Annotated in this window: 27 protein-coding genes; 15 read left to right on the plus strand and 12 right to left on the minus strand. The window is 71.3% G+C overall.

Going from position 1 to position 25,716, the window contains the following annotated elements; translation table 11 throughout:
• Positions 1–12: 12 nt before the first annotated feature.
• A complete protein-coding gene (locus tag C3488_RS16590) occupies positions 13–966 on the plus strand; it encodes a DMT family transporter (RefSeq protein WP_103840210.1) in 954 nt (317 codons plus the stop codon).
• A gap of 63 nt (positions 967–1,029) precedes the next feature.
• Here the strand turns inward: C3488_RS16590 and C3488_RS16595 are convergent, their stop codons facing one another.
• On the minus strand, positions 1,030–1,713 hold the full coding sequence (locus C3488_RS16595; protein ID WP_103840259.1) for a pyridoxamine 5'-phosphate oxidase family protein: 684 nt from the start codon (positions 1,711–1,713) through the stop codon (positions 1,030–1,032).
• A gap of 51 nt (positions 1,714–1,764) precedes the next feature.
• Between C3488_RS16595 and C3488_RS16600 the strand changes: the two genes are divergently transcribed.
• Positions 1,765–3,096 carry an aminotransferase class I/II-fold pyridoxal phosphate-dependent enzyme gene (locus C3488_RS16600; protein WP_103840211.1) on the plus strand — a complete coding sequence of 444 codons (1,332 nt, stop codon included), beginning with the start codon at positions 1,765–1,767 and terminating at the stop codon, positions 3,094–3,096.
• On the opposite strand, the gene C3488_RS16605 is transcribed toward C3488_RS16600, so the two are convergent.
• Complete coding sequence (locus C3488_RS16605; protein ID WP_103840212.1) at positions 3,093–4,037, minus strand: DMT family transporter; 945 nt, start codon at positions 4,035–4,037, stop codon at positions 3,093–3,095. The two genes, C3488_RS16600 and C3488_RS16605, sit on opposite strands and share 4 nt — an antisense overlap.
• A gap of 73 nt (positions 4,038–4,110) precedes the next feature.
• Here C3488_RS16605 and C3488_RS16610 point away from each other — a divergent pair, with 73 nt between their 5' ends.
• A complete protein-coding gene (locus C3488_RS16610; protein WP_103840213.1) occupies positions 4,111–5,028 on the plus strand; it encodes a LysR family transcriptional regulator in 918 nt (305 codons plus the stop codon).
• Between the two features lie 5 nt (positions 5,029–5,033).
• On the opposite strand, the gene C3488_RS16615 is transcribed toward C3488_RS16610, so the two are convergent.
• Positions 5,034–5,501, minus strand: a complete 468-nt coding sequence (locus C3488_RS16615) for a pyridoxamine 5'-phosphate oxidase family protein (protein ID WP_103840214.1) — start codon at positions 5,499–5,501, stop codon at positions 5,034–5,036.
• Between the two features lie 135 nt (positions 5,502–5,636).
• On the opposite strand from C3488_RS16615, the gene C3488_RS16620 reads away from it, so the two are divergent.
• The gene (locus tag C3488_RS16620) at positions 5,637–6,302 is read left to right on the plus strand and encodes a cysteine hydrolase (RefSeq protein ID WP_103840215.1); all 666 of its coding nucleotides are present in this window, start codon (positions 5,637–5,639) and stop codon (positions 6,300–6,302) included.
• Here the strand turns inward: C3488_RS16620 and C3488_RS16625 are convergent.
• Positions 6,289–6,786, minus strand: coding sequence for a Rieske (2Fe-2S) protein (locus C3488_RS16625; protein ID WP_103840216.1), 498 nt, complete (start codon positions 6,784–6,786; stop codon positions 6,289–6,291). The two genes, C3488_RS16620 and C3488_RS16625, sit on opposite strands and share 14 nt — an antisense overlap.
• Positions 6,787–6,965: 179 nt before the next feature.
• Positions 6,966–7,532 (minus strand): MarR family winged helix-turn-helix transcriptional regulator, encoded by a 567-nt coding sequence (locus C3488_RS16630; protein WP_103840217.1) that lies wholly within the window; start codon positions 7,530–7,532, stop codon positions 6,966–6,968.
• Positions 7,533–7,672: 140 nt separating this feature from the next.
• Between C3488_RS16630 and C3488_RS16635 the strand changes: the two genes are divergently transcribed.
• Positions 7,673–7,921: a hypothetical protein gene (locus tag C3488_RS16635; protein ID WP_103840260.1), complete on the plus strand. Its 249-nt coding sequence runs from the start codon at positions 7,673–7,675 to the stop codon at positions 7,919–7,921.
• 357 nt (positions 7,922–8,278) lie between these two features.
• Positions 8,279–10,072: a chloride channel protein gene (locus C3488_RS16640; RefSeq protein ID WP_258053458.1), complete on the plus strand. Its 1,794-nt coding sequence runs from the start codon at positions 8,279–8,281 to the stop codon at positions 10,070–10,072.
• 125 nt (positions 10,073–10,197) lie between these two features.
• Here the strand turns inward: C3488_RS16640 and C3488_RS16645 are convergent, their stop codons facing one another.
• On the minus strand, positions 10,198–10,758 hold the full coding sequence (locus C3488_RS16645) for a hemerythrin domain-containing protein (RefSeq protein WP_103840219.1): 561 nt from the start codon (positions 10,756–10,758) through the stop codon (positions 10,198–10,200).
• 88 nt (positions 10,759–10,846) lie between these two features.
• Positions 10,847–11,650, minus strand: a complete 804-nt coding sequence (locus C3488_RS16650) for an acetate uptake transporter family protein (protein WP_103840220.1) — start codon at positions 11,648–11,650, stop codon at positions 10,847–10,849.
• A gap of 399 nt (positions 11,651–12,049) precedes the next feature.
• Here C3488_RS16650 and C3488_RS16655 point away from each other — a divergent pair, with 399 nt between their 5' ends.
• Positions 12,050–13,690: a ubiquinol-cytochrome c reductase cytochrome b subunit gene (locus C3488_RS16655; protein WP_181139050.1), complete on the plus strand. Its 1,641-nt coding sequence runs from the start codon at positions 12,050–12,052 to the stop codon at positions 13,688–13,690.
• A gap of 42 nt (positions 13,691–13,732) precedes the next feature.
• On the opposite strand, the gene C3488_RS16660 is transcribed toward C3488_RS16655, so the two are convergent.
• Together C3488_RS16660 and ctaD are read right to left on the minus strand one after the other, a co-directional pair.
• A complete protein-coding gene (locus C3488_RS16660; RefSeq protein ID WP_103840221.1) occupies positions 13,733–14,125 on the minus strand; it encodes a cytochrome c oxidase subunit 4 in 393 nt (130 codons plus the stop codon).
• A complete protein-coding gene (gene ctaD, locus C3488_RS16665; protein ID WP_103840222.1) occupies positions 14,122–15,840 on the minus strand; it encodes a cytochrome c oxidase subunit I in 1,719 nt (572 codons plus the stop codon). The genes C3488_RS16660 and ctaD overlap by 4 nt, the downstream gene beginning before the upstream one ends.
• Positions 15,841–16,167: 327 nt before the next feature.
• Here ctaD and C3488_RS16675 point away from each other — a divergent pair, with 327 nt between their 5' ends.
• From C3488_RS16675 to C3488_RS16705, 7 genes are all read left to right on the plus strand, one after another.
• A complete protein-coding gene (locus C3488_RS16675) occupies positions 16,168–16,983 on the plus strand; it encodes a HipA family kinase (RefSeq protein ID WP_258053459.1) in 816 nt (271 codons plus the stop codon).
• Positions 16,980–17,363, plus strand: a complete 384-nt coding sequence (locus C3488_RS16680; RefSeq protein ID WP_103840223.1) for a DUF3037 domain-containing protein — start codon at positions 16,980–16,982, stop codon at positions 17,361–17,363. Before C3488_RS16675 ends, C3488_RS16680 begins: the two co-directional genes overlap by 4 nt.
• A 171-nt stretch (positions 17,364–17,534) precedes the next feature.
• Positions 17,535–18,296, plus strand: coding sequence for a 3-oxoacyl-ACP reductase FabG (gene fabG, locus C3488_RS16685; protein ID WP_103840224.1), 762 nt, complete (start codon positions 17,535–17,537; stop codon positions 18,294–18,296).
• Positions 18,297–18,315: 19 nt separating this feature from the next.
• On the plus strand, positions 18,316–19,074 hold the full coding sequence (locus C3488_RS16690; protein ID WP_103840225.1) for an SDR family oxidoreductase: 759 nt from the start codon (positions 18,316–18,318) through the stop codon (positions 19,072–19,074).
• A gap of 252 nt (positions 19,075–19,326) precedes the next feature.
• Positions 19,327–20,910 (plus strand): ABC transporter substrate-binding protein, encoded by a 1,584-nt coding sequence (locus C3488_RS16695; protein WP_103840226.1) that lies wholly within the window; start codon positions 19,327–19,329, stop codon positions 20,908–20,910.
• Positions 20,911–21,000: 90 nt separating this feature from the next.
• Positions 21,001–21,684 carry a uracil-DNA glycosylase gene (ung, locus tag C3488_RS16700; RefSeq protein WP_103840227.1) on the plus strand — a complete coding sequence of 228 codons (684 nt, stop codon included), beginning with the start codon at positions 21,001–21,003 and terminating at the stop codon, positions 21,682–21,684.
• Between the two features lie 210 nt (positions 21,685–21,894).
• A complete protein-coding gene (locus tag C3488_RS16705) occupies positions 21,895–22,461 on the plus strand; it encodes a hypothetical protein (protein WP_103840263.1) in 567 nt (188 codons plus the stop codon).
• A 201-nt stretch (positions 22,462–22,662) separates the two neighbouring features.
• Here C3488_RS16705 and C3488_RS16710 read toward each other — a convergent pair whose 3' ends face one another.
• The 3 genes from C3488_RS16710 to C3488_RS16720 all read right to left on the minus strand — a co-directional run bounded on the left by C3488_RS16710 (position 22,663) and on the right by C3488_RS16720 (position 24,389).
• Positions 22,663–23,112, minus strand: a complete 450-nt coding sequence (locus C3488_RS16710) for a hypothetical protein (RefSeq protein ID WP_103840228.1) — start codon at positions 23,110–23,112, stop codon at positions 22,663–22,665.
• Between the two features lie 112 nt (positions 23,113–23,224).
• Entirely contained in the window at positions 23,225–23,737 is a 513-nt protein-coding gene (locus C3488_RS16715) for a DinB family protein (RefSeq protein WP_103840229.1), read from the minus strand.
• Positions 23,738–23,798: 61 nt separating this feature from the next.
• The gene (locus C3488_RS16720; protein ID WP_103840230.1) at positions 23,799–24,389 is read right to left on the minus strand and encodes a TetR/AcrR family transcriptional regulator; all 591 of its coding nucleotides are present in this window, start codon (positions 24,387–24,389) and stop codon (positions 23,799–23,801) included.
• A 103-nt stretch (positions 24,390–24,492) separates the two neighbouring features.
• Between C3488_RS16720 and C3488_RS16725 the strand changes: the two genes are divergently transcribed.
• A complete protein-coding gene (locus tag C3488_RS16725) occupies positions 24,493–25,713 on the plus strand; it encodes an FAD-dependent monooxygenase (protein ID WP_103840231.1) in 1,221 nt (406 codons plus the stop codon).
• Positions 25,714–25,716 lie beyond the last annotated feature (3 nt).

The following is a 25,716-nucleotide window of genomic DNA, read 5'->3' on the forward strand; positions in this document are numbered from 1 at the left end:
CGGAGACAACTCGTGTCGAATGCTGCCTCCGGCCTGCCCGTCGGGCGAGGCCTTCTCTACCTGATCGTCGCCGGTACCGCCTGGGGTACCGCGGGCGCGGCCGCATCCCTGGTCTACCGGACCAGTGATATGGGCCCCGTCGCCCTGTCCTTCTGGCGCTGCGCGGCCGGGCTCGTGCTGCTGGTCGCCGCCCGCCTGATGCGCCCGCATGCCGCCCGCACCGCCGCACCTGGGCCGCTCGGCCGCAGGGCGCTGCGCGCCTGTGCCATCGGGCTGGGGCTCGCCGTCTTCCAGACCGCCTACTTCTCGGCCGTCTCCGCCACCGGGCTCGCGGTGGCGACCGTCGTCACCCTCGGTGCCGGGCCCGTCCTGATCGCCCTCGGCGCCCGCCTCACCCTGGGGGAGCGGCTCGGAGGCGGCGGGGCGGCCGCCGTCGCCGGGGCGCTCGCCGGGCTGGGGGTGCTCGTGCTCGGCGGTGGTGGCGCGACCGTGCGCCCGTGGGGCGTGCTGCTTGCGGTCGTGTCGGCGGCCGGCTACAGCGTCATGACGCTGCTCACCCGATGGTGGGGGCGCGACGGCGCGGCCGACGGGTCCGCCACGACCGTGTCGGCGTTCGCGATCACCAGTCTGTGCCTGCTGCCGTTCGCACTGGACGAGGGGCTGCTCCCGCACGCCGCCCACCCCGCCGTGCTGGCGGGGCTGTTGGCCTATATCGCGGCGGTGCCCACCGCCCTGGCCTACGCCCTCTACTTCGCGGGGGCGGCCGTCGTACGGTCCGCCACCGTGTCCGTGATCATGCTGCTCGAGCCGGTCGGCGCGGCCGTCCTGGCCATCGCCCTGCTCGGTGAGCGGCTGACGCTCGGGACGCTCGTGGGCACGGCACTGATGCTCGGCTCGGTCTCGGGGCTCGCGCTCGCGGAGGCACGAAGGGCTCGGGCGCGGCGGGAGGAACCGGTCCTCGTATGACGGGGTGCGGAACCTTGGCGGAGCCCAAGGACTCCGGCAAGGTTCCGCACCCGTACGGCACCCTCAGAGGGCCGCCAGGTAGTCCGGCACGCCGGTGCCGGGTGCCAGTCCGGCGTCCGGGAGCGGGGTCCCGTACTCCCTGCGGACCGGGACCACGCCGGCCCAGTGGGGGAGCGAGAGGTCCTCGGGCTCGTCATTCGCGCCGCCGGTGCGGAGCTTTGCGGAGACCTCGTCCAGGTCGAGGCGGATCACGGCGGTGGCGGCCAGCTCCTTCTTGTTGGCGGGCCGGGAGTCGTGTGAGCGGCCCGGCACGACGTGGTCGACCAGCGCGTCCAGGGCCGTCCGCTTCTCCTCGGGGTCCGTGACCTGGTGGGCGATGCCGTGCACGACCACGGAGCGGTAGTTGATCGAGTGGTGGAAGGCCGAGCGGGCCAGGACCAGGCCGTCGACATGAGTCACCGTCAGGCAGACCGGAAGCCCCGGGTCGGCCTCGCCGGTCATGCGCAGCGGGCGCGAGCCGGTCGAACCGTGGACGTACAGCCGTTCGCCGACCCGGCCGTACAGCGTGGGAAGCACGACCGGCGCGCCGTCCCGGACGAAGCCGAGATGGCAGACGTAGCCGTCGTCGAGTATCGCGTGCACCAGTTCCTTGTCGTACGACGCACGCTCCGCGGAGCGCGTGGGGACGGTGCGGTCGGTCGGGGTGTAGGCGGCGGGCCGCGGTGTCGGCTGTCGGGTCCCTTGCATGTGCGCCCCCTGCATGGTGCGCCTCCATTGCACTAGTGCATAATATCTTTTGTGCTAGGAGGATATCGGTTCACAGGGCGGCGTGCGACGGAGATTGCGGCCGACGTCGAGCGGGCGGTGGGTGCCGGGGAGCTGGAGCCGGGGCAACTGCTTCCGCCGCAACGGGAGTTGGCCGTCGAGTTGGGCGTCAACCCGAACACCGTCGCGGCCGCGTACCGCATCCTGCGGGAGCGCGGCGTCATCGAGACCGCCGGACGCCGCGGCAGCCGGGTACGGCCCGCGCCGGCCACGACGGGCCGGGACCACATCCGTGTGGACGTGCCCGAGGGCGTACGCGACCTGTCGAGCGGCAATCCGGATCCGGCGCTGCTGCCCCCGCTGGCGGAGGCGTTCGCGGCGGCCGCCGCCGAGGGCGACCGCGCACCGGTGCTGTACGGCGACGTCGCCGTGGAACCGGAGCTTGCGCGCATCGCGCGGGCCGCCCTGGACGCCGACGGGGTGCCGGACGGCCCGCTCGCCGTCGTCTCCGGATCGCTCGACGCCGTCGAACGGGTGCTCGCCGTCCATCTGAAGACCGGGGACGCCGTCGCTGTCGAGGACCCCGGCTGGGGCAGGACCCTCGACCTCGTGCCGGCGCTCGGGCTGCGCACGGTTCCGGTCGGCGTCGACGACGAGGGTCCGCTGCCAGGCGCCGTACGCGCCGCCCTGGAGTCCGGCGCGCGCGCCCTCATCGTCACGGACCGGGCGCAGAACCCGACCGGCGCCGCGGTGAGCGCCCCTCGCGCGCGTGCCCTGCGAGCCGTGCTGCGGGACCATCCGGGAACCCTGCTGATCGAGGACGACCACGGCCACGGGATCGTCGACGTGCCCCTCGATCCCCTCGCCGGGGTCACCCGGCACTGGGCCCTCGTCCGCTCGGTCGCCAAGGCGTACGGCCCCGATCTGCGGCTCGCGGTGCTCACCGGGGACACCGTCACCGTCGACCGGGTGCGCGGGAGGCAGCGGCTCGGACCCGGTTGGGTGAGCCTGCTCGTGCAGCGGGCGGTGGTCCGTCTGTGGACGGACGACGCGGTGGACGCGCGGGCGGTCGCTGCGGAGTACGGGCGGCGCCGCGGCGCGCTGATCGACGCGCTCGCCGAGCGCGGTGTCACGGCCCACGGCGTCGCGGGCATGAACGTGTGGGTGCCGGTGCCCGACGAGACCGGAGCGGTCGCCCGGCTGCTGCACGCCGGCTGGGCCGTCGCCCCCGGAGCCCGCTTCCGGCTGAGCGCGCCGCCCGGCATTCGGATCACCGTCTCGACCCTGTCCGCGGACGACACCGGGCCCCTGGCGGACGCGATCGCCTCCGCCGTGGGTCCGGCCCCTGCGCGGAGCTACGTCTAATGCCGCTCGCCCTTGGGGCGGGACTGGGTCAGTGCCGCGCCCGCGAGGACGATCAGCGCACCGACCGGCGTCGACCAGGTCAGCGGCTCGCCCAGGACCGCCACGCCCGCCGCGATGGCGACGACCGGGACGAAGTACGTGACCATCTGCGCCGTCGTCGGGCCGACCTCGGCGACCACGCCGTACTGGAGCAGCATCGCCACACCCGTGCCCAGTGCGCCCAGCGCGGCGACGGCCAGCAGGGGCAGGACCGCGACGTGCGTGGGCAGGGTGGTGAAGACCGGTGTGACGACGGCCAGTTGCAGCGTGGCCAGCACCAACTGGCCGCCCGTCAGCGACAGGTTGGAGTGGGTGGAACCGGCCAGGGTGCGGCGGACGTAGATCCAGCCCACCGGGTAGCTGAGTGACGCCAGCAGGGCCAGCGCCGTGCCCGTCAGGTCCAGGCCGTGGAAGCCCTGCCAGGCGCCGAGCACCGTCAGCACGCCGAGGAAGCCGATGCCGAGCCCTGCCACCCGGCGCCGCGTCGGCCGGTCCTCCGAGAGCGCCACCAGGGACAGGACCATGCCCCACAGCGGCGAGGTCGCGTTGCAGATCCCGGCGAGCGTCGACGGGATCGTCAGCTCGGCGTAGGCGAAGAGGGAGAACGGCAGCGCGTTGAGGAGGAATCCCGCGACCGCCAGATGTCCCCAGGTGCGGGCGGAGCGCGGCAGGCGCTCGCGCTTGACCGCCATGGCGACGGCGAGCACCGCCGTGCCGAAGACCAGCCGGCCGAGCGTGACCTGGAACGGGGCGTACGCCTCGGTGCCGACCTTGATGAACAGGAAGCTGAATCCCCAGATCAGCGAGAGGACACCGAAGCGGATCCGCCAGTCGAGGGCGGCCCTGCGGCGAGGGGCGGTGGTGGGGGCGGTGACGGTTCGCGGAGTGGAGACGGTGCTCATGGCCCCACAATGGCCCAGGTGATCTCGTAGCACAATCGAGATTTCGCACCCGGTATCTCGTAGTATCGCTTACATGTTGAATCTCGAGCGTCTGCGCACCCTCGACGCCCTCGCCCGGCACGGCTCGGTCAGCGGCGCCGCCGAGGGGCTGCACGTGACCACCTCGGCCGTCTCCCAGCAGATGGCCAAGCTGGAGCGCGAGGTGGGGCAGCAGCTCCTGGCCAGGAACGGGCGTGGGGTGCGGCTCACGGACGCGGGCCGGCTGCTCGCCGAGCACGCGGCGCGGATCCTGTCACAGGTCGAACTCGCCCGGGCCGACCTGGAGGCACAGCGCGGGCAGGTGGCGGGCGAACTACGCCTGTCGGCCTTCCCCACGGCCGCGCGCGGGCTGTTCCCCACCGCGCTGGCCGCGCTGCGCGCCGACCATCCCGCGCTGCGGCTGCGCTCGAGCGAACTGGAACCCGAGGACGGAGTTGCCGGCGTCGTGCGCGGCGACCTGGACCTCGCGATCGTCCTCGACTGGTACAACAAGCCGATGCCGCTGCCGGACGGCCTGGTGAAGGCGGCGATCCTGGACGATCCGGCGGACGTGGCGATGCCGGCCGGGCACCGGCTCGCCGACCGGGCGGAGGTCGGCCTGGAGGAGTTCGCCGAGGACGAGTGGATCACGTGGGGCGACGGCGAGTTCTGCCATGAGTGGCTCATGTTCACCCTGCGCTCCAAGGGCATCGAGCCATGCGTCGGCCACCGCGCCGGGGAGACGCACACCCAGCTCGGGCTGGTCGCCGCCGGGCTCGGGGTGTGCATCGCACCGCGTCTCGGGCGCGACCCGGTGCCGGCGGGAGTGGTGACCGTGCCCGTGCGGCAGCAGGTGCGACGGCACGTCTACGTGGTGTGGCGGGCCGACGCCGACCGCCGCCCCTCGATCCGGGCGGCGGTGGAGGCGTTGCGCGCGGCAGGCGAGGCCGTGACGGCCCGGGTGGGCGGGTAGGGCGTCTACCCGCCCAGCTTGCGGAAGTCCCAGGAGACGATCTTCGTCGGGGTCAGCCGGATCCAGGCGTGGCGGCCGTCGTGCGGCATCTCCTCCAGGCCGAAGTTCTTGCGGGCGAACAGCATCTCCGGCACGTCGAGTTCCGCGCACAGCTCCCCGGTGCGCGGTGTCTCGCCGACGAACTCCGCCGTGCCGGACAGCTCGGCGCCCCGCAGCTGGTCGTACTCCTCACCCGTGTCCACCACGACGGCGATCCGTCGATCGCGGCGCAGATCCGCCCACCGCTTGCTGCGCACGACCGAGTACAGCCACAGCGAGGTGCCGTCCCAGACGTACCACAGGGCGCTGACGTGCGGGGCGCCGTCTGCGGACACGGTGGCCACGCGGCAGGTGCGCTGGCCGGCGAGGAACTCGTCCAGCTCACCCGGTGTCATCATGATCTTCCGGCCCCGGCGCTGCGTGGTGACGGACATGCGGCCCCCTCTTCTTCTCCCACGTCGTGTCAGAGAGATCCTCTGACATCACGTCAGAAAAGAATGGGTGGTCTTCCGTCCGTCCTCAATGGTCGTTAGCCTCGCCGCCTCGGACCGTCGACGACAGGGGGAGCCATGCCGTCGCGCGAACACCTCAGGGACCTCCTGGACCTTCCGGCAACGGTGCTGCTCACCGTCGAGTGCCAGCAGGGGGTCGTGGGCCCGGACGGCGCGCTGCCCGAACTGGCCCGCGAGGCGCGCTCCTCGGGGGCGCTCACCAACGTCGCCCGGCTGGTCGCCGCCGCCCACGAGGGCGGGGTACAGGTGATCCACGCGATCGCCGAACGCCGCCCGGACGGTCGTGGTGCCAGCCGCAACGCCCGCCTCTTCCACGCGGCCGAACGGCTCCCCGTCCAGCAGTTGACCGGCACCAGGGCGGTGCGGGTCGCGGCGCCCATCGAGGTGCGGGAAGAGGACCTCGTCGTCCGCCGGCTGCACGGACTGTCGCCCCTCGCGGGCACCGAGGTCGACGCACTGCTGCGCAACCTGGGCTGCCGCACCCTGGTCGTCACCGGCGTCTCGGCCAACGTCGCGATCCCCAACACGGTGTTCGACGCCGTCAACCGCGGCTACACCGCCGTGGTGCCCGCGGACGCCATCGCGGGGGTGCCTTCCGACTACACCCCCGCGATGATCCGCAACACCCTCTCCCTGGTCGCCACCGTCACGACCACCGACGAGCTGCTGACCTGCCTCACACCCCCGCGCCGCACACCCCGAGGCGGGACTAGGCCAGCTTGATCTCGTCGCCCGAGACGGTGATCTTCGCCGCGGGCAGGGGCTGGGTCGCCGGGCCCTTCTTCACGCTGCCGTCGGCCGCCGAGAACTGGCTGCCGTGACACGGGCAGCTGATCACGCCGTTCGAGATGTCCTTCACCGCGCAGCCCGCGTGGGTGCACTTGGAGGAGAACGCCTTGAACGTGCCCGCCGACGGCTGGGTCACCACCACGCCCTGGTCGGCGAAGACCTTGCCGCCACCCTGGGGGATGTCCGAGGTCTTCGCCAGCGCCGTGCCGCCGGAACCGGCCGCGGCGGCGCCGCCGCCCCCGCCCGTGGCGGCGGTGCTCGTGTTGCTGCTGTCCTGCGCACCGGACGGACTCGACGACGACGTGTCGTCCGAGCCTCCGCACGCGGTCAGCGCGACGGCGAGCCCCGTCACCCCGACCGCCGCCACGACACTGCGGCGGGCAGGCGCCGAGACGGGCTGAAGCGATTCGCTGGTCATGCTGACGTTCCCTTCCACGGACGTTCCGTAAATCTGTACGGAGGTACGGTCTGCGGGCACCGACCGTTCAGACCCCGTCGAGATCCTGACCTGTCCGGGATGAGGGAGGCGTAAAACACGCCTGTCGTTCCGCTGTCAGATGGACATGCGCCCGGACGGGACGTCGGTGCGGGGCCGCTCTACGGGGTGGGGTTGAGCGGGTTGTCGACGAGACCGGCGAGGCGGCCGGTCTCGTCCGTGAGGTCCAGTCCCAGGTCGTCCGCCGCGGCGGTCAGGGCCCTGAGCGCCGGGACGAGACCGGCGCGTTGCTGTGCGGGCAGGCGCTCCACCAGGGCGCGGATCTCGGCCCGTCGATGGCTGAGCACCCGCTCGACCAGCTCCCCACCCGCCGGTGTCAGTCGCAGGACGACCTGGCGGCGGTTGTCGGGGTTGACCCGCCGGTCGATGAGGCCCAGGGACTCGAGGCGTTCGACCATGCGGAGGGCCGTGGAGGAGTTGACGCCCAGGGTGGCGGCCAGAGCGGCCAGATTGACGGGGCCGCAGGTGTGCAGCGCGACCAGCGAGCGCAATTGGGGCAGGGTCAGCGACACGTCGACCGAGGCGAGGGCGCGGGCGGACAGCGCGACGATGAGCCGGGACGCGGCCATGACCGCAAGGGTGACCTGTTCCGCTTCGTGGTCCGCTCCCTCTTCGAATGGGGCCGGATGCCGCAGGGGCTGCTGTTCGTCGTGGTCCTGCTGAGTCATGCATTCCTCGTTCCGCTGTCTGTCCACGAACGGCCGGGCTCCCACTCGCTCACATTTGGTTACCATTGCAGAATGCAATGATAGGATCGCCGATACACCGGCCGGACCGCGTGACCGTGCCGGCGACGAGGGTGATGACCATGAGAAGCGAGCCGATACACGAAGCCTATTCGTTCGTCTGCCTGCGCTGCGGGCACGCCTGGGAGGGCCGGTACGACATCCGGCATGTCCGGGACGCCCAAGGCCGTCTGCGCGCCGAGTACCGCGTCAGGGGCGGTGTACGGGTGTCCTCACCGCTCACGGACAACACCTGCCGGGTGTGCGGAGGCCGCAGGATCCGCATCCTGCGTCCCGGCCGGGTGCTGTCCGCACGCCCTCCGCTGATCTGAGGAAGGCCCTGCCTCCTCACCGTTGACGGACGCGCAACGACGCGCGTCCGTCTGCCGTGCCGGAGCCCGCCCGGCTCCGGCTCGCGCCGCCCCACTCACGGATACCCGCCGACCGCACGGGCAGCGCCGCCCGCCGCCCGCCGCCCGCCGCCCGCCGCCCGCCGCCCGCCGTCCCCGCGCCCGCCCGACCCTGCCCCCGGGTCGGCACGGCCCGGGACCCGACCCGAACAACCGGCGGCCACCGCTGCCCCTGCCGCCGCATCCACCGGAGGTGCCATGTCCGCGTCCGTACCCACCAGATCCCGGCCGAGTGCCCGCAACCGCCCACAGCGTCATAAGCGGTCTTCCTACGCCGCCGTGAAGATCGCGCACCTGGGTGACTTCCACGTACCGACGCGCGTGGTGATGATCACCGCGCTGGCCGCACCCGTCGGTGCCGTCGCGGCCCTGGTGGCCGCCGGCCTGCTCAAGCTGATAGCCCTGATCACCAATCTCAGCTTCCGTTGGCGGTTCGGCTTCGGCACCGCCATGCCGGCCGACACCGCGCACCGATGGCTGCTGCTGGTGATGCCTGTCATCGGCGGTCTGGTCATCGGTCTCATGGCCCGCTACGGCTCGGAGAAGATCCGGGGGCACGGCATGCCCGAGGCGATCGAGTCGATCCTGGTGGGCGGCAGCCGGGTGCAGCCCCGCGTCGCCGTCCTGAAGCCCACGTCGGCCGCCATTTCCATCGGTACCGGCGGGCCCTTCGGAGCAGAGGGCCCCATCATCATGACCGGCGGCGCCGTCGGCTCCCTCCTGGCCCAGTTCCTGCGTGTCACCACCGACGAGCGCAAGGCACTGCTCGTCGCCGGTTCCGCCGCGGGGATGGCCGCGACCTTCAACGCACCCCTCGCCTCCATCCTGCTGGCCGTCGAACTGCTGCTGTTCGAATGGCGGCCCCGCTCCTACCTGCCGGTCGCCGTCGCCTCGGTGACCGCCACCCTGGTCCGCGGACCGCTGCTGGGCACGGCACCCCTCTTCGGCGGTGCCCACGTGCCCGACCGCCTCCCCCTTCCCGCCTATGGTCTGTGCGTCGTCGCCGGATCAGCCGCCGGACTGCTCGCCCTGGGCGCGACCGCCCTCGTCTACTTCTCCGAGGACGTGTTCTCCCGCCTGCACATCCACTGGATGTGGTGGCCGGCCATCGGCGGGGCGATCATCGGCGTCGGAGGCCTGATCGAACCGAGCGCCCTCGGTGTCGGCTACGACGTCATCGGCCGACTGCTGACCGGACACGCCACGGTCGGCCTGATCGTCGGGGTCCTGGTCGTGAAGACCCTCATCTGGGGCCTGTCCCTCGGTTCGGGCACCTCCGGCGGTGTGCTCGCCCCCATGTTCATGGTCGGCGGCGCCCTGGGAGCCGCCGAAGCCCTGGTCTTCCCCCATGTCAGCCCCGGCTTCTGGGCCCTGGTGTCACTGGCGGGAGTCCTCGGCGGCGTCATGCGGTCCCCGCTCACCGGCATCGTCTTCTGTCTGGAGCTCACCCACGAGATCAACGCGCTGATCCCCATGGTGATCACCGCGTCGGCCGGCTATCTGCTGTCGGTCATCCTCCTCAAGCGCTCGGTCCTCACCGAGAAGCTCGCCCGGCGCGGACTGCATCTCACCCGCGAGTACTCCGTCGACCCGCTCGAGGTCCACCTCGTCCGCCAGCTGGAGACCCCCGCCGCAGTGACCTTCGGCAGCGACCGCACGGCGGGTGAGATCACCACTTCGCTGCGCGCGGCGCACGACGCCGGCGACCCTGGCCGGCTTCTCGCCCAGCGCCTGTACCCCGTGCTCGACGCCCACGGCGACGTCGTCGGCGTCGTCACCCGCAGCCGGATGATCCACGCCGATCCCGCCGACCCCACCCCGCTCGGCGAACTGGCCGTCCCGGCGGTCACCGCCCACCCCGACGAGACGCTGCGGGCCCTGGCCAACCGCATGGCCCGGCACGACGTCACCCGCCTGCTCGTCGTCACCCGCGACGAGCGGCCCCGCGTGGAGGGCATCATCAGCCTGCGCCAGCTGCTCACCGCCCGCCGCATCGACCTCCACGAGGAGCACCACGCCGAACGTGTCCTCACTCTGAGGCTCCGGCGCGCCCCAGCCCCAGCCACGAACTGACCCGTCCCGCATCACTTGCCCAAGAGGCTCTCCGTCGGACCGGACACCCGCACGGACCCCGGGAGACGGCACAGCATCGGCACAACGCGACCCCGTGACGCCGACCGGACGCCGCACCTCCGGAGTCACCGACGGCCGCGGCGTGTCACGAGGTCGCGCAGGCGGTCGCAGGGGCCCGAGAACTGTGCGGTGGCCCTGACCAGGAGGGCCGGTTCCGGTGCGCCCGGCCGCGGCCGGGCGGGTGCGGAAGCCTCCGTGCCGCGGGCCTTCGCACCGAGATCCTGCAGGACTTCGGCGGGACACACCGCTTGCAGGCGTGGGAAGAGAAGCTGCTCCTCCTCGACGACGTGTTCGGTCACCCGGTTGATCACGGGCAGCAGGAGGTGCCCGAACTCCGCGCTGTCCGGTTGCTGAGCCTCCAGGGAGCTCAGCAACTCCTCGATCCGGCAGTGCCCGGCGAGTGCGCGGTCCGCCCAGGCATCGCCGTCCACCACGAATCGGCGCACCGCGGGATACAAGTGCTCCCGCTCTGCCACCGCATGGCGGACCAGACTCATGCCGACCTGCTCCACGAGGGTCTTCCGTTCGTCGCTGCCGGGCGCCGAGGAACGGATGCGGTCGAAAAGTCGCTGGATCCGCCGGTGGTCCGCCGTCAGTACCTCGATGATGCCGCTGCGAGTGCCCACTCCCACTCCCTGGTGACGTCCCGCCCCGACCGGTGTCGTGCGCCAGGACCGAGCCGCGGGACCACGGCCGCAGCTCTTCGCGCGACGGTCACTGTCCGGCCCTGAGGCCCGGCATGCCGGCGGCGTACTCGAAGGGGCGTGTCACCCTGTGGCCGGGCAGGTTGCCGCGCAGGCTCCAGCGGCCCAGTGGCAGGACGACCCGGCCGCCGAAGGACTCCTCGAGCATCATGGCGCCCGCGGTGTAGAACGCGGCGGCCGACGAGGCGACCAGCACCCACCCGCCGGCGGTGATCACACTGCTCGCGCCGGCCAGGGTGCCCGCGGCCTGCAACGCCGATCCGGCGGCGAGGAGAGCCAGGGTGAGGAACATCCCCAGGTTCCTGCCCAGTGCCCCCAGTGCCCCGAAGAGGGTGGTCAGGGACAGCCCGATCCACCAGAAGCCGAACGCCTCGGTGAGGGTGGTGTCCAGCGGCAGCAGACCGCCGGCCACCATCAGCTGCATCATGCCCCACGCGAGCCAGAAGGCTCCCCAGGTGCCGTGCATGGCCGTGGCGACGGCGTCGCGCGCCCGGTAGGCCCACATGCCGGCGGCGAGCTGGGCCACACCGCCGAAGAAGATGACCAGCGGCGCCAGGATGATCGGGGAGACGATCTTGTTGCCCCACCACCCGGCGAGGTTGGACGCCACCATGAAGGTGGCGGTGGCGTAGCCGAACAGGCCCAGAATCGACGGGGCCGCGATGGGGGTGAGCATCACGCGGCTGCGAGCGAGCCACGCCTCGTATTCGGCGGCGTCGTTCGTCGTGGGTTCCGAAGGCGCTCCGGACGTCGGGCCCTGCGCGCCGGGAGTGGAGGCTTCGGGACGCGGCTCCTGTCCCTGGTATTCGGCCATGGCGATTCACTCCTTCCGGTCCGCCTGCGGGGTCGCTCCCTTGGCAGGCGGCGAAGCAGGCACGGCCCTGCCCACACCTCCAGCAAAACCCGGCCGCGCCGAGCGCGCACGGCGGGGCGCCGGTGCCGCTCATCCACGAGGCGCTGACCGCCTGCCGGAACACCATGTCGGCCGGGGCGCCGGTACCGGTACCTGACACATCGGTGACGTGCCTGCGGCGCCGCTCGGCACCCGGTCGCCGCTGAAAAGCGTGTGCCCTCGGCACGCCTGCGCCCGGTGCCTCGAGGTCGCGATCAAGATGGGGTGACGCGGCACTCGGGACTCGCGGCGTGCCGTGCGGCCGGCCGAGCCGCGCGGCACGCCGGTGCGGCGACGGGACGTGGAGGAGCGTGGTGCGGCGTGCTGGTGCGGCGACGCAGGGCGAGGCTGGAGGCGAAGGCCAGGCAGGCGGCGTTCCAGGCCTACGTGGTGATGGACCGTCGTGCGCCCGTCTCGGAGCTGGCCGGACAGCTGCTGCGCAAGGCCTTCCCCGACCACTGGTCGTTCCTGCTCGGTGAGATCGCGCTCTACAGCTTCGTCGTTCTGGTCCTGACCGGCAGTTATCTGACGTTCTACTTCGATCCGAGCCTGGCCCAGGTGACCTACGCCGGTTCGTACAAGCCCCTGCGGGGCCTGCTGGTCACGAAGGCGTACGACTCGACGCTCCATGTGAGCTTCGACGTGCGCGGTGGCCTGCTGATCCGTCAGATGCACCACTGGGCCGCCCTCGTCTTCGTCGCGGCCATCGGCGTGCACATGCTCCGGATCTTCTTCACCGGCGCGTTCCGCCGGCCGCGGGAGCTGAACTGGGTCATCGGCGTGACGCTGTTCCTGCTCGCCCTCCTGGAGGGCTTCTGCGGTTACTCCCTGCCGGACGACCTGCTGTCCGGCACGGGCCTGCGCACCGCCCACACCATCGTGCTGTCGATCCCGGTCGTCGGGACGTATCTGGCCTTCTTCGTGTGGGGCGGCTCCTACCCCGGCCAGATGCTCGGTCAGCGGCTCTACATCGTGCACGTGCTGTTCGCGCCCGGCCTGCTGATCGCCCTCATCGCCGTGCATCTGGTCATGGTGGTGTACCTGAAGCACACGCAGTGGGCGGCACCCGGGAAGACCAACCGGAACGCGGTGGGACAGCCGATGTATCCCTCGTTCGTCACCAGGTCGACCGGCCTCTTCCTGATCGTCTTCGGCGTCACGGCGCTGCTGGCCGCGGTCGCACAGATCAATCCCGTGTGGGCCTACGGCCCCTACCGGGCCGACCAGGTCTCCACCGGCGCCCAGCCGGACTGGTACGTCGGTTTCCTGGAGGGGGCGTTGAGGCTGATGCCGGGCGTGGAGACGAACGTCGCCGGCCACACCTTCATGTGGAACGTCCTGCTGCCCGCGGTCGTCCTGCCCGCGCTGCTGTTCGTCGTGCTGTACCTGTACCCCGTCTTCGAACGATGGGTGACCGGGGACCTGGTGGAGCACCATCTGTGCGACCGGCCGCGCGACCGGCCGGTGCGCACGGGGCTCGGAGTGGCGGGCATCGTCTTCTACGCCGTCCTGCTGATGGCCGGCGGCAACGACGTGATGGCCTATGAGTTCGGAGTCTCCGTCAACGGCCTCACCTGGCTTTTCCGTATCGTTCTCATCGTCGGCCCGGTCCTCGCTCACCTCCTCACCAGGCGCCTGTGTCTGGCGCTGCAGCTGCATGAGCGGCAGCTGTACCGGGAGGGCGAGGAGACGGGCGTGGTGCGTCAGGACCTCGCGGGCGGCATGGGGGAGCGTCATGCCCGTCTGGGCCGGGAGCGGCGCTACCGCCTGCTGGTGAGGGAACTTCCCCGGCCGCTCGAGCATCCGGGCCGTCAGGCACCGATGCGCCGTCGCCTCAAGGCGTCACTGAGCTCGTGGTACTACCGCGACCGGGTCGAACTGCCCACCACGGCGGAGGAACGGCTGCAGATCACGGGCCGCACAGCGGATCCGGTGTCGGGCGGAGTCGACGGCCAGGAGTGACCGGTCCGACGCGGGGACGGCAGGGGAGGGAGCGCACCTGCCTCAATGGCTCTCTCGAGTCCCGAACTGGAAGACCATGCCGAGGACGCCGGGCCAGAGGAGACCGAAGCCGATGAGGATGATCCACACGCCGTAGACGATGCCGATGGCGATCACCGCCGCGCCCAGCGCGGTGACGACCGGGTAGACGCTGTGCGGCGGGAAGAAGTCGATCGTGCCGCTGCGCTCACGGACGTCGGAGTCCGGGCGGTCCTCCGGGCGCGGACCCTTGCGCCGGTAGTTGATCAGGCAGAAGAACGCGATGACCGACGACATGCCGAACGACACGCTCAGCGCGGCGATGCCGGCGGGCTCGCGAGCGAACCAGATGTACGCGGCGTCGGTGAGGAGGAAGAACAGCGCCACGCCGGCGAAGAGGTAGCCCTCGGACTTCATTCGCTCTGCTCTCCCAGGGGGTCGGGGGTCGGCTCCACGGTGCCGCGTTCCGGCGGACCGAGCTCCTGACGCACCTCGGGGTGGTGCAGATCGAACGCAGGGGAGTCGGACCGTACGCGGGGCAGCGCGGTGAAGTTGTGCCGGGGCGGGGGACACGAGGTCGCCCACTCCAGGGAGCGGCCCCAGCCCCAGGGATCGTCCGCCTCGACCCTGGGGGCGTACCGCGCGGTCTTCCACACGTTGTACAGGAAGGGCAGGGTGGAGACACCGATCAGGAAGGCGCCGATCGTGGAAACGGTGTTCAGGGTGGTGAAGCCGTCGGTGGGCAGATAGTCCGCGTAACGGCGGGGCATCCCGACCTCCCCGAGCCAGTGCTGAACGAGGAAGGTCGCCTGGAAGCCGACGAACAGCGTCCAGAAATGGATCTTCCCCAGGCGTTCGTCGAGCAGCTTGCCCGTCATCTTCGGCCACCAGAAGTAGAAGCCGCCGAACATGGCGAAGACGATCGTCCCGAAGAGCACGTAGTGCAGGTGGGCGACGATGAAGTAGCTGTCGGTCAGGTGGAAGTCCAGGGCCGGTGAGGCGATGATCACGCCGCTGAGACCGCCGAGCAGGAAGGTCACCAGGAAGCCGGCGGACCACAGCATCGGCGTCTCGAAGGACACGCTGCCCCGCCACATGGTGCCGATCCAGTTGAAGAACTTGACCCCCGTCGGCACGCCGATCAGGAACGACAGCAACGAGAAGAACGGCAGCAACACTGCTCCGGTGGCGAACATATGGTGAGCCCACACGGTGGCCGACAGCACCGTGATGGTGATCGTCGCGCCCACCATGCCGCCGTACCCGAATACCGGCTTTCGGCTGAACACCGGGATGATCTCCGTGACGACACCGAAGAACGGCAGCGCCACGATGTAGACCTCCGGATGGCCGAAGAACCAGAACAGGTGCTGCCACAGGAGTGCCCCGCCGGTGGCGGAGTCGAAGATGTGGGCACCGTAGGCGCGATCGGCCACCAGGGCCAGCAGGATCGCGGTGAACACCGGGAAGGCCAGCAGCACGAGGATCGAGGTGAACAGGATGTTCCATGTGAAGATCGGCATCCGGAACATGGTCATCCCCGGGACCCGCAGGGACAGGATGGTGGCGATGAAGTTGACGGCGCCGAGTGTGGTGCTCACGCCCGCGACCGCCAGGCCCATGGCCCACAGGTCGCCGCCGTGGCCGGGGGAGTGGACCGCGTCGTTCAGCGGTGAATAGGCGAACCAGCCGAACGCCGCCGGACCCTGATCGACGAAGAAGCCGGAAACGACGATCAGCCCACCGAAGAGGAACAGCCAGTACGACAGTGCGTTCAGGCGGGGGAAGGCGACGTCGGGGGCACCGATCTGCAGCGGCATGACGGCGTTCGCGAACCCGGCGAAGGTGGGGGTGGCGAACAGCAGCATCATGATCGTGCCATGGATCGTGAACAGCTCGTTGTACTGCTGGTTGGTGACGATCTGCAGTCCGGGGCGGGCCAGTTCGGCACGCATGATCATCGCCAGCACGCCGGCGAACAGGAAGAACCCGAACGAGGTGAAGAAGTACAGGTGTGCGATCTTCTTGTGGTCGGTGGTCGTCAGGTAGTCCCTGATGCGCTCCGCTGCGGGGACCCGAGGCTCACGGGTCGTGACCTGCGGCTCGCCCGGCCCTGGCAGTGTCTGTGACATGGGCGCCCTCCACGCGCTGAACCAGCCCACCGGTCAGCATTCGGCCGGTCGTTCCCCGAGAGAGGCGATAGGTCTGGATCGGCCGGGCGGCCTGGCGCGGACGTACCGACGGCGGCCGCCGACGTCGGCGTACCGGGAGCATCAACATGCCAGAGATGACCGTTCGTCGCGTGTGACGCGGCGGCGCCATACGGGTTCACTCACCTTCCGGCGGAGGGCGACGGCAGTCCACCGCGCCACACGTCTGCTCGCCGGCTGTCACGCTCGGTTACTATGCTCACTTCATGCCGGAGGCCGCAGGCACCGGAAGCAAGCGCGGAGCCGTTGATGGGCTGCTCGGAGGTAGGAAGAGTCGTGGGGCCGGGGACGACGCTGAGGCGGGTCACTGTGACCCGCTACATCACGCCACTACGTGAGGGCGGTTCCCTGCCAGGGCTCGTCGAGGGCGACGACCTCGGTACCTACGTCATGAAGTTCACCGGGGCCGGACAGGGCCGCAAGACGCTCGTCGCCGAGGTCGTCTGCGGCGAACTCGCCCGCCGGCTCGGCCTGCGCGTACCCGGTCTGGTGACCCTCGGTCTCGACCCGGTGCTGGGCCTCGGCGAACCCGACCAGGAGGTGCAGGAGCTGCTCAAGGCGAGCGGCGGACTCAATCTCGGTATGGACTTCCTGAGCGGTGCGATCGGCTTCGACCCGCTCGCGTTCGGGGTCGAGCCAAAGGAGGCCGGGAGGATCGTCTGGTTCGACGCGCTGGTGGGCAACGTGGACCGCTCCTGGCGCAACCCCAACCTGCTGATGTGGCAGGGCGACCTGTGGCTCATCGACCACGGCGCGACCATGATCTGGCACCACAACTGGCCCGGCGCCGATGCCTCCGCCGCGCGCCCCTACGACGCCTCCGATCACGCCCTCGCCCCCTTCGCGCCGGACGTCGCGGGTGCCGCCGCCGACCTGGCGCCCCTCGTCACCGAGGAACTGCTGGCCGAGGTGACCGCCCACATCCCGGACGAGTGGCTGACCGGCGAGCCCGGCTTCGACTCCCCGGAGGACCTGCGCCGGGCCTACGAACGGCCGCTGCTCGCCCGCGCCGCCGTCATCCACGAACGCATCCAGGGCCTTCGGACCGGTCAGGGGGACAAGTGAGCGAGCGGGACGTCTTCGAGTACGCGCTGCTGCGGGTCGTGCCGCGGATCGAGCGTGGCGAGTGCATCAACGCGGGCGTGCTGGTCTACTGCCGCGCCAAGTCGTTCGTCGCAGCCCGGACGCACCTCGACGAGCGGAAACTGCTGGCCCTCGACCCGGACGCGGACGTGGCGGGCGTGCGGGCCGCGCTCAGTGCCGTCGAGGGCGTGTGCGCGGGCGGTGCCGCGGCCGGGCAGGCGGCGCGCGACGACGCCGGGCGGCGCTTCCGCTGGCTGATCGCGCCGCGTTCCACGGTCGTGCAGCCCGGGCCCGTGCACACCGGGCTGACCGCCGACCCGGCGGCCGAGGCGGAGCGGTTGCTGGGCCTCCTGGTGAGGTAATGGATCACATGCGCCGGGTGTGCCGTTGACACCGGGTGCCAGGGCTTCTAGCGTCACGTCTGCTGAAGGTACTAAGCGGTCGCTCATCGAGAGAGCGCCGTCAGCCGCAGAAGCTTTTCAACAGACGTTCCGAAGGTGTTCCAGGCTTTCCAAGGGCGAGGAGAACCACCAATGTCCACCACCGATCAGCGGGTCGCCGTCGTCACCGGCGCCGCGCGCGGCATCGGCGCCGCCACCGCCGTACGACTGGCCGCCGAGGGCCGTGCCGTCGCGGTGATCGACCTCGACGAGGCCGCGTGCAAGGACACCGTCGAGAAGATCACCGCCGCCGGTGGCAAGGCCATCGCCGTCGGCTGTGACGTCTCGGACGAGTCCCAGGTCGAGGCGGCCGTCGCGCGGATCGCCGAGGAGCTGGGCGCGCCGACCATCCTCGTCAACAACGCGGGCGTGCTGCGCGACAACCTGCTGTTCAAGATGAGCGTCTCGGACTGGGACACCGTCATGAACGTCCACCTGCGCGGCGCCTTCCTGATGTCCCGGGCCTGCCAGAAGCACATGGTCGACGCCGGTTTCGGCCGGATCGTCAACCTCTCCTCGTCCTCCGCGCTCGGCAACCGCGGCCAGGTGAACTACTCCGCCGCCAAGGCCGGTCTGCAGGGCTTCACCAAGACCCTGGCCAAGGAGCTCGGCAAGTTCGGCATCACCGCCAACGCCGTCGCTCCGGGCTTCATCGCCACCGAGATGACCAAGGCCACCGCCGAGCGCGTCGGCATGGGCTTCGAGGACTTCAAGGCGGCGGCCGCCACCCAGATCCCCGTGGCCCGCGTGGGCGAGCCCGAGGACATCGCCAACGCGATCGCCTTCTTCACGGGCGAGGCCGCCGGATTCGTCTCCGGCCAGGTGCTGTACGTCGCCGGCGGACCGCTCGACTAGGGCCGGGGGGCACGCACACATGACTGAACTGCCCGCACTCTCCGGCAAGGTCGCCCTCATCACGGGCGCCAGCCGCGGCATAGGCTACGGCATCGCCGAGGCGTTCGTCGCCCGCGGCGACCGCGTCTGCATCACCGGACGCACCGAGGAGGCCCTGAAGGAGGCCGCCGAGAAGCTCGGCGCCGACCGCGTCATCGCCGTCGCCGGCAAGGCGCACGACGAGGACCACCAGGCCGTCGCCGTGGCACGCACCATGGAAGCCTTCGGCCGGGTCGACTTCCTGGTCAACAACGCCGGGACCAACCCCGTGTTCGGTCCCATCGCCGACCTCGACCTGAACGTGGCCCGCAAGGTGTTCGAGACCAACGTCGTCTCGGCGCTCGGCTTCGCCCAGAAGACCTGGCACGCCTGGCAGAAGGACAACGGCGGCGCCATCGTCAACATCGCGTCCGTGGCGGGGCTCAACGCCTCGCCGTTCATCGGCGCGTACGGCATCAGCAAGGCCGCGATGATCAACCTCACCCTGCAGCTCGCACACGAGTTCGCGCCCAAGGTGCGGGTCAACACCATCGCGCCGGCCGTGGTGAAGACCAAGTTCGCGCAGGCCCTGTACGAGGGCCGCGAGGAGGAGGCCGCCGCGTCCTACCCGCTGGGCCGGCTCGGCGTGCCCTCCGACATCGGTGGCGCCGCCGCGTTCCTGACCTCGGACCAGTCCGACTGGATCACCGGCCAGACGCTCGTCCTCGACGGCGGTCACTACCTGAACGCCGCGGTCTGACGGGACGGGTCCTCTACACGGGTCCTTGACACGGGCCCTTGACACGGGCCCCTGACACGAGCCCCTCACACAGACCCGCGACACGGGCGCCTCTTGACACAAGGGGCGCCCGTGTCGATGTACACGAGACACTCGGACTGATGACAACGTCGTCATGAAACGCGCAGGTCACAGCCGTCACCGAACCGGTCCCGTCGGCGGGGTGCTGCGGTATGGTCTGCCGCCGACCCCTGGTACGGCAGATCGAGGAGTGTGCGCGTGTTCAACCGGAACCGTCTGCGTCGGCTGGCGGCGATCACGTCCCTTTCCCTGGTGGCCGGCTGCGGTGCGCTCTCCTCGGAGTCCTCCGACGACAAGGGGCCGATCGTCGTGGGCACCACCAGCGCGCCGAGCACCCTCGATCCCGCGGCGTCCTGGGACAGCTCCTGGGAGCTGTTCCGCAACGTCTACCAGACCCTGCTGAACTACCCCGACGGCGCCGTTCTGCCGGGGCCCGACGCGGCCGAGAGCTGCGGGTTCACCGACCGGACGAACCTCGTCTACCGCTGCGTCCTGCGCAAGGGGCTGACGTTCTCCAACGGGGACAAGCTCGACGCCCGGTCCGTGAAGTACTCGATCGACCGGATCAAGCGGATCAACGTGTCCGGCGGCCCGGCGGGGCTGCTCGGCAGCCTCCAGCGGGTCGAGGTGAGAGGCGACCGCGAGGTCGTCTTCCACCTGAACGAACCGGACGCCACCTTCCCGTTCGTCCTCGCCACCCCGGCCATGTCGATCGTGGACCCGGCCGACTACCCCGCCACGCGGGTGCGCGACGACGGCGGGATCACCGGGTCGGGGCCGTACACGCTGGGGTCCTACGAGGACGGCAAGGAGGCCCGGCTCGTCCGCAACGGCCGCTACGAGGGCTACGCCGACCGCAAGAACGACGCCGTCACCATCCGGTACTTCCAGGACTCCGCCGGCATGGTCGACGCGCTGAAGAACCACAAGATCGACATCACCTACCGCGGTCTCGCCTCCTCCGACATAGTGGCCCTTCAGCGCCGCGAGTCCTCGGGCGGCATCCAGCTCGTCGAGAACCCCGGCATCGAGATCAGCTACCTGGTGTTCAACCCGAAGGACCCGTGGGCCGGCAAGCTCGCCGTCCGCAAGGCCGTCGCCCAGGTGGTGGACCGGGCCGCGATCGCCCACAACGTCTACAAGGACACCGTCGAACCCCTCTACTCCATGGTCCCGGCGGGCCTGACCGGGCACACCACGCCGTTCTTCGACGACTACGGGGACCCCAGCACCTCCAAGGCCCGCAAGATCCTCTCCGCGGCGGGCATCACCCAGCGGGTCCCGCTGACCCTGTGGTACACCACCGACCGGTACGGCTCCGAGACCGGCCCGGAGTTCCAGGCGCTCAAGCAGCAGCTCGAGAATTCCGGCCTGTTCCAGGTCACCCTCAAGAGCCGCCCCTGGAAGACGTATGTGGACGGCTACCAGAAGGGCGAGTACCCGGTGTTCGGTCGCGGGTGGTTCCCCGACTTCCCGGATCCCGACAACTACATCGCGCCGTTCGTCGGCGAGCAGAACGCGCTGGGCACGCCCTATCCGTCGCCGGAGATCAGCAAGGTGCTGCTGCCGCAGTCGCGGCGCGAGAGCGACCGCGCCAACGTGGTCAAGGAGTTCCAGCAGGCCCAGCAGATCCTGGTGGACGACGCCCGGCTGCTGCCGCTGTGGCAGGGCAAGCAGTTCCTGGCGGCGAGCGAGGACATCTCCGGTGGGGAGCGGGCGCTGGACCCGTCGACGATCATGATGATGTGGGAGCTGTACCGGAAGACCAGCTGGTAGCGGGACCCCGGGGCGGGGGCCGCACGCCGGTTGTCAGTGGTCGCCTGTAGGTTCCGTACTGGAAGTGACCGCACATCGGAGGAAGTTGACGTGACCGACATCGCCATGCTGCCGGAGTCCTGGCGGGGCGTTCTGGGCGACGAACTGCAGCAGCCCTACTTCAAGGAGCTCGTGGAGTTCGTCGAGGACGAGCGTGCCAAGGGTCCCGTCTACCCTCCGCGCGAGGAGGTCTTCGCCGCGCTCGACGCCACGCCGTACGAGAAGGTGAAGGTGCTCGTCCTCGGCCAGGACCCGTACCACGGCGAGGGCCAGGGCCACGGCCTGTGCTTCTCCGTCCGGCCCGGGGTCAAGATCCCGCCCTCGCTGCGCAACATCTACAAGGAGATGCACGAGGAGCTGGGCACGCCGATCCCGGACAACGGCTATCTGATGCCGTGGGCCGAGCAGGGCGTGCTGCTGCTGAACGCGGTGCTGACGGTGCGCGGCGGCGAGGCGAACTCGCACAAGGGCAGGGGCTGGGAGAAGTTCACCGACGCGGTGATCCGTGCCGTGGCCGGACGGCCGGACCCGGCGGTGTTCGTGCTGTGGGGCAACTACGCGCAGAAGAAGCTGCCGCTGATCGACGAGACGCGGCATGCGGTGGTCAAGGGCGCGCACCCCTCGCCGCTGTCGGCGAAGAAGTTCTTCGGCTCCCGTCCGTTCACGCAGATCAACGAGGCGGTGGCCCGGCAGGGACACGAGCCGATCGACTGGACGATCCCGAACCTGGGCTGACACCCGGGAGGCGAGGCCGGGCGGCCGCGCGTACACGGAGGGCACGGCGGGGGTCCTCCACGAACGCGCGGGCGGCCGGGCGGCCGGTGTCGCGGTCGCCGGCTGACCTGCCGTCACCGGCTTGGCCCAGTGCCGTACGGAGCTGCCTGAGCCTCATTGTCAGTGGCGGCGGTTAGCGTCGTGATGACGGTGACGAGCATGGAGGGCGCGGTGGCGAAGCGACAGGAACAGGCGGCGCCGGACGACGTCATGACCCGCATCGGACAGGTCGTCATGCTCCACCACGCCGGCGACCGCGAGGAGGCCCGGGACCGCTTCCTGGGGCTGTGGGCGGAGATCGGCGAGGACGGCGACCCGCTGCACCGCTGCACTCTGGCGCACTACATGGCGGACACCCAGGACGACCCGGCCGACGAGCTCGCCTGGGACCTCAGAGCGCTGTCCGCCGCCGGAGAGCTCACCGACGAGCGCCTGGCCGACCACGAGGGCGCTCTCGCGGCACACGCGTTGTACCCCTCGCTCCAGCTGAACCTGGCCGCCGACTACGTCAAGCTCGGCCGCCGCGAGGCCGCCCGCGCCCATCTGCGCCTGGCCCGGGCCGCGGTCGGCGCGCTCGGCGACGACGGCTACGGCGAGGGCATCAGAGCGGCGATCGGCCGCCTGGAGCGACGGCTCGCGGCGGGGGAGGCGGAGGAACCGCCGTCCGGCAGACCCGGACCCGGTCCCAGGGACGGCCCGGGAGACGGGACTCCGGGGCCGCCGAGACAGCGGCTGTAGGCCCCTCTGTCGTCACATTCCCTACGTCCCGCTCGGAGGCGGACCACGCGGCCACGATGCGGGTGCCGCCGCGCGAGCACGTGCGAGCGGGGGCAGCCGGCGACCGACGACAACGCGACCCGGGTCTCCCAGGCCCTTGACGCGGCGGCGGGCGTGCCAGGCGCCGGGGGGCAGGCTGGACTCGGCGAACCGGCCCAGGGCTCAACGCCCGTATGTGTCCCGGCAGATGGTCGCCTCCGGGCTGTCCGGCTTCCATCCCCCGTACCTGCGGCCGAGCGCGCACACGCCTGTGTCCTTGGGGAACGCGTCGGAGACGGCCGGCGGTACCTCGACGTGGGGAGCCGGACGGGTCTGCTTCGGGGGTGGGGCCGCCGCCGTACGGCGCGGCGCGGCCGGCGCCGACCCGTCCGCGCGGTCCGGGTTGGCCGGGGGCGGCGACGGGCGGGGGGAGGGGCCGACCATCTCCAGCGCCTCCCGCGCCGGCGCCTGGACGACGCGTGGTTCCCCGCTGCCGTCGGGGCGCGGCGATGAAGGACGCGAGGACGCGGGCGGCGGGCCGGTATTCGGCGGTCGCTGGACGGTCACACAGCCGGCGAGGGCCGAGACGGCCACGGAGACCAGGAGCGTTGCGGTCGTCGTCGTTCGGTGCACGCGCGCAACTCTGCTGCGTCGGCGCCGCTTCGGGGAGCGGACGGGCGCAGGATGCCCCGCACGGGTGATCCGAGGCCCCGTACGGAGTGCCCCGCACCCGGCTGGGGTGACGTCAGTCGCCGGTGGCGCCGTCGATCCGCTCGCGGATCAGGTCGGCGTGGCCGTTGTGGCGGGCGTACTCCTCGATCATGTGGGTGTAGATCCAGCGCAGGCTGAAGCGTTCCTCGGTGAACCTGCTGGTGCCCCGCGAGAGGTCGTCCAGCCCGAAGCCGGCCGCGTTGCGCCGGGCGATCTCGACCTCGGCCTGCCAGGTGGTGTACGCCTCCTGCCAGGTGTCGGCCTCGGTGAGGTGGAACTCGCCGTCCTTGTCCTCGTCGCTGTAGTAGATCGGCCCCGGGTCGTCGCCCACCAGGACCTTGCGGAACCAGCCCCGCTCCACCTCCGCCATGTGCCGTACGAGCCCCATCAGGGAGAGCTCGGACGGCTCCACCGAGGCGGTCCTGAGCTGGGCGTCGGTCAGGCCCTCGCACTTCCATGCGAGCGTGTGGCGGTGGTAGTCGAGCCAGCCTTCCAGCATGGTGCGTTCGTCGGCGTTCAGGGCGGGTTCACGGCGTTCGGCAGTCATGTCCCCATCCTCACCCGGCCCGAGCGCCTCCCACCATCGCATTTCCGCCGGGTCGGCCGGGTCAGCCGCCGAGCATCCCGTCGAGCAGTTCCCGCAGCCCGGCACGGACTTCGTCCAGGGTCGGCACCTCGGCGGTGAAGGTCCCGGCCACGCACGAGAACATCAGCCCGTCCAGCCAGGCCACCAGCGACAGCATGTGCCGGGCCGGGTCGGCCGAACCCACAGCCGTCAGCAGAGCGGCGAGCTGGTCGCGGAAGCGGGCCCCGGCCGCGTCGAAGTACCGCCGCAACTCGGGCCGCCGGGTGGCCTCCAGGGCCAGTTCGTACCGGGCGAGCGTGAGATCCCGGTTGCGGGTCAGGGACCGGTGGGCCGCCAGGGCCAGGCCGTCCACCAGCGCGCCGAGCTCGTCCTCGGGGTCGGGCATCTCCTCCGGGGCGAGTACCCGGGCCTCCCGCTCCGCGAGGCGGCGCACCGCGAGTTCCAGAAGCGCCAGACGGGTCCGGGCGAGGTTCGAGGTCGAGCCCTGCGGCAGCTCCGCCGCCTCGTCGACGGCGCGGTGGGTGAGTCCCCGCATCCCGCGCTCGGCGAGCAGGGCGAGCGCGGTGTCGGCGACGAGGTCGGCGCGGGAAGCGCGCGTGGTGCGTGCGGACATGAAGGTCAACCTACCCGTCGCACTACTGCTGTAGTACGCTCGACACGCCCGGCAACTACGCCTGTAGTGACCGGGTGGGGCATCGTGGACTTGAGGAGCAGCCATGACACAGCAGTCGCGTGCGATCGTGATCGGCGGCGGCGTCGGTGGCCTCACGGCGGCCGCGGCCCTGCACCTGCGCGGGCTCCGGGTCACGGTGCTGGAGCGCGCTCCCTCCCTCGAGCCGGTCGGCGCCGCCCTCTCGCTCGCCCCGAACGCCCTGCGCGCCCTGGACGTCATCGGCATCGGCGGCGTTCTCCGCGGCCTCGCCGCCTGGCAGGGCGGTGGGGGCACCGCCCGCTCGAGCGAAGCCGAGAGTGGGGGAGGGCTGCGCACCCCCGGTGGACGCTGGCTCACCCGGACCAGCGCCGCTGCCGCGGCCGAGCGCTTCGGCGGACCGCTCGTCCTGCTGCCCCGGGCCACCCTCATCGACAGCCTGGCCGCACTGCTGCCGCCGGACGCCATCCGCACGGCCACCACCGCTCGCCTCGCCGATCCGGGTGACACCGGCCGCCCGGCCCGGGTCACCACCTCCGGCGGAGACCTGGAGGCAGAACTGGTCGTGGCCGCCGACGGCATCCACTCCGACGTACGCCGGACGCTGTTCCCACGCCACCCGGGGCCCCTCTACTCCGGATTCACCACCTGGCGTGTCATGATCCCCGTGCCCGGACCCGCGTTCGCCTCCCACGAGACCTGGGGCCGAGGCCGCATCTGGGGCACCCATCCGCTCAAGGACGGCCGGGTCTACGCCTACGCGGCGGCCGTCGCGCCCGCCGGACAACGCGCGTCCGACGACGAGAAGGCCGAACTCCTGCGGCGGTTCGGTGACTGGCACGACCCGATCCCCGCCGTCCTCGCCGCCGCCCGCCCCGAGGACGTGCTGCGCCACGACGTCCACCACCTCGCCGAGCCGCTGCCCGCCCATCACCGCGGCAGGGTCGCCCTCCTCGGCGACGCCGCGCACGCCATGCCGCCGACGCTGGGCCAGGGCGGCAACCAGGCCATCGAGGACGCGATCGTGCTCGCCCACCACTGCGACGACCTCGCCGCGTACACGGCCGCCCGGCTGCCCCGGACGACCGCCATCACCCGCCAGGCCGTCCGGACCGCCCGCCTGAACATGATGAGCGGCCGCGCCGGGGTCGCCGTACGCAACGCAGCGATCGCCGCGCTGTCGAAGGCGTCACCCGCGCTGCTCCTGCGCGGCTTCGAAGGCATCGCCGACTGGCGGCCACCGCAGCCGCCGTATGCTTCGGACCAGGCACCCGTCGGCAATTCCTAGGAG

It is taken from the genome of Streptomyces sp. Ru72 (assembly GCF_002920635.1).
Lineage (GTDB): Bacteria > Actinomycetota > Actinomycetes > Streptomycetales > Streptomycetaceae > Streptomyces.